The following is a 3,088-nucleotide window of genomic DNA, read 5'->3' on the forward strand; positions in this document are numbered from 1 at the left end:
ACATCGGCCACGACGGGCGCGGCTTCGCCTTCGACAACGAAGCGCCCCGCCACCGCGTGCTACTGGAACCGTATCGGCTCGCCGACCGGCCGGTGACCTGCGGCGAGTACGCCGAGTTCATCCGCGCCGGCGGCTATCGCACGCCCGAGCTGTGGCTGTCGGACGGCTGGGCCACCGTGCAGGCGCGCGCCTGGCGGGCGCCGCTTTACTGGCACCAGGATGGCGACACCTGGCAAGTATTCACGCTGGGCGGATTGCGGGCGCTCGACCCGGCCACGCCGGTCAGTCACCTCAGCTTCTACGAGGCGGACGCGTTCGCCCGCTTCGCCGGCCGGCGCCTGCCGACCGAGTTCGAGTGGGAGGCGGCGGCCGTGCGCTCTGACGCCGACGCGGCGCAGGGCAATTGCCTCGAAGCGGATCGCCTGGAGCCCGCCCCGGCCGACGGCGGGCCGGGCTTCCAGCAACTGTTCGGCGAGGTCTGGGAATGGACCGCCAGCGCCTATCTTCCCTACCCGCGCTACCGGCCGGCGCCGGGCGCGGTCGGCGAGTACAACGGCAAGTTCATGTCCGGCCAGATGGTGCTGCGCGGCGGCTGCTGCCTGACACCGGCCGGCCACACGCGCGCCTCCTATCGCAATTTTTTTCCGCCGGACGCGCGCTGGGCGTGCGCCGGCCTGCGCCTGGCGGATGACGCATGAACACCCTCGCCAAACTGCGCCTGCACGATCTGGCCCCGCCGCAGGACGATTTTCTGGGCGCCGTGCTGGACGGCCTCGGCCGACCGCACAAGAGCCTGCCGTGCAAGTTCTTTTACGACGAAGCGGGCTCGGCGCTGTTCGACGCCATCTGCGACACGCCGGAGTATTACCCGACGCGCACAGAGATCGACATCCTCGCCGCCGCGGCCGGCGAGATCGCGGATCTGGCCGGCCGCGGCGGGGCGCTGGTCGAGTACGGCAGCGGCAGCAGCCGCAAGACGCGCCTGCTGCTCGACGCGCTGGCGCCGACGGTCTACATGCCGATCGACATCTCGCGCGAGCACATGCTCTCGGCCTGTCACACGCTGGCGGCCGACTACCCCGCCCTGCACCTGATGGCCGTATGCGCCGACTACACCCGCCCGCTGCGTCTGCCCACCGTGGCGCGTGGCGGGCAACGGCGCCTGGCGTTCTTCCCAGGCTCCAGCATCGGCAATTTCGCGCCGCTGGAAGCGCTGCGGTTCCTGAAGAACGTCGCCCAGCATCTGGCCGCCGACGATGGACTGCTGATCGGCGTCGATCTCAAGAAAGACCCGGCCATCCTGAACGCCGCCTACAACGACGCGGCCGGCGTGACCGCCGCCTTCAACCGCAACCTGCTCACGCGCTGCAACCGCGAACTTGGCGCCGATTTCGATCTCGACGCGTTCACTCACAAGGCGTTTTACAACCAAGCCGCCGGGCGGATCGAGATGCACCTCGAAAGCACCCGCGAACAGGCCGTGCACGTCGGCGGCCGCCGCTTCACGTTCGCCCGCGGCGAGACCATCCACACCGAAAACTCATACAAGTACCAGCCGGATGAGTTTCGACACCTGGCCACGCAGGCCGGCTTCGAGCCGCTGCGCACTTGGACCGACGCGCAGCACCTGTTCGGCGTGCTGTACCTGCGCCGACGCTGAGGGAAACACCACTGCGCGGGTCAGGCCCGCGCGGCGCTCCATGTGTGAAGAAATGCGCGTCCTGCGCATTTCTTGCGTCGCCCGGCCGCTACACGCCCGGCCGGGCTCGATTCGCGTCCGGCCATCCCTGGCCGGCCCGAGAGCTTGAAAAATTCACAAGCGCTCACACCCACCCGCCACGGCTCACCGGCTGCTTTCACGCCACGCCCCGCAGCACACCCACCACCACGCCTTCCACCAGCAGTGCCTGCTTGCGCGGCTCGACCTCGATCGCCGGCACGTCCGGATGGGCCGCCAGCAAGCCGACCTTGCCGGCCGTGCGCCGGTAACGCCTCACCAACAGTTCGCCGTCGAGGCGCACCACGGCCAGATCGTCACTGGCCGGCTTGGCGCCGGCATGCACCGCCAGCAGGTCGCCGTCCAGGATGCCGGCATCACGCAGTGCGGGGCCCTGCATACGCAGCAGAAAATCCGCCTTCGGCTTGAACAGCGCACCGCTGACCGGACAGCTGCCGAGCAGGTTGTGCTCCGCCAGCAACGCGCCATCCGCCGCCAGCAGCCCCACCACCGGCAGGCCCAGCGCCTGTTTGAGCCGAATGCCGCGCGAGGTGCCGGGCATCAGCTCGATAGCGCCCTTGCGCGCCAGCGCGCGCAGGTGTTGCTCGGCGGCGTTGATGGACTGAAAACCGAAGTGACGCGCGATTTCCACCCGCGTCGGCGGCATGCCCGCCTCACCGACGCTGGCGGCGATGAAATCGAGAATCTCCTGCTGACGTGACGTCAGTTTCATGATCTGCGGCTCCTTTCGGCGGGACTTCGGCGGGCTGACGACCGGCGAGCATCTTTTGCGCATCTTCGGCGATGTTTTGATGCCTTCTGGATGAATTTTTCCACAAGTCCACAGCGCAACCTGCACTGAAGTACAAGACGGCCAGGCGCGCACGATCACCAGCGCCAGCCGGCGTACCCTGCGACACCCAACGCTGCCATGATGAATGAAATGGTTTTATCGGCGCCGGCCCGGGCCGGAATGACCCGGCTAGGCCCTCGATCGGCCGTGGGGCGGCGCCGCCGCGCGGCTCGCCCGCAAGCCGGGCGTTCCAGGCGGTTGATTTAAATAGATTTGTTTAGGACATATGCCGCGACGAGCCGGGTTGAAAAAGGGCGGGACGCCCTTTTCAACGGTCTGCCATGGAAACGCTGAAAAGTTCCATCCATGGAATTTTTCAAGCGGCGCGGCATGTGGCCGGTTCAACCCGGCCGCAGCGAAGCATCGGCGCGGCTTGGCATAATCGGTGCCCCGCACGGTAAGCACCGAATGCCTCGGCGCGCGACCGTCACCGCGAACACCGGGAGCCGACTCAATGAAAGCACGCGCCGCCGTCGCCTGGGCTGCCGGCCAGCCACTGCAGATCGAGGACGTCGAGG

Annotated in this window: 3 protein-coding genes; 2 read left to right on the plus strand and 1 reads right to left on the minus strand. The window is 67.9% G+C overall.

What is annotated here, in order from left to right; all coding sequences use genetic code 11:
• Both PHC73_RS13050 and egtD read left to right on the plus strand, forming a co-directional pair.
• A partial coding sequence (locus PHC73_RS13050; RefSeq protein WP_300129100.1) for an SUMF1/EgtB/PvdO family nonheme iron enzyme occupies positions 1-698 on the plus strand: 698 nt, incomplete at its 5' end.
• Positions 695-1,660, plus strand: coding sequence for an L-histidine N(alpha)-methyltransferase (gene egtD, locus PHC73_RS13055; RefSeq protein WP_300129103.1), 966 nt, complete (start codon positions 695-697; stop codon positions 1,658-1,660). The genes PHC73_RS13050 and egtD, both read left to right, overlap by 4 nt.
• 196 nt (positions 1,661-1,856) lie before the next feature.
• On the opposite strand, the gene lexA is transcribed toward egtD, so the two are convergent.
• Positions 1,857-2,453, minus strand: coding sequence for a transcriptional repressor LexA (lexA, locus tag PHC73_RS13060; protein ID WP_366949889.1), 597 nt, complete (start codon positions 2,451-2,453; stop codon positions 1,857-1,859).
• Positions 2,454-3,088: the final 635 nt, after the last annotated feature.

It is taken from the genome of Immundisolibacter sp. (genome assembly GCF_028696615.1).
In the GTDB taxonomy this organism is placed as follows: domain Bacteria; phylum Pseudomonadota; class Gammaproteobacteria; order Immundisolibacterales; family Immundisolibacteraceae; genus Immundisolibacter.

Bases quoted from the DNA above. Each gene is read 5' to 3' on its own strand.
- egtD (WP_300129103.1), top strand. From the start codon at position 695: ATGAACACCCTCGCCAAACTGCGCCTGCACGATCTGGCCCCGCCGCAG.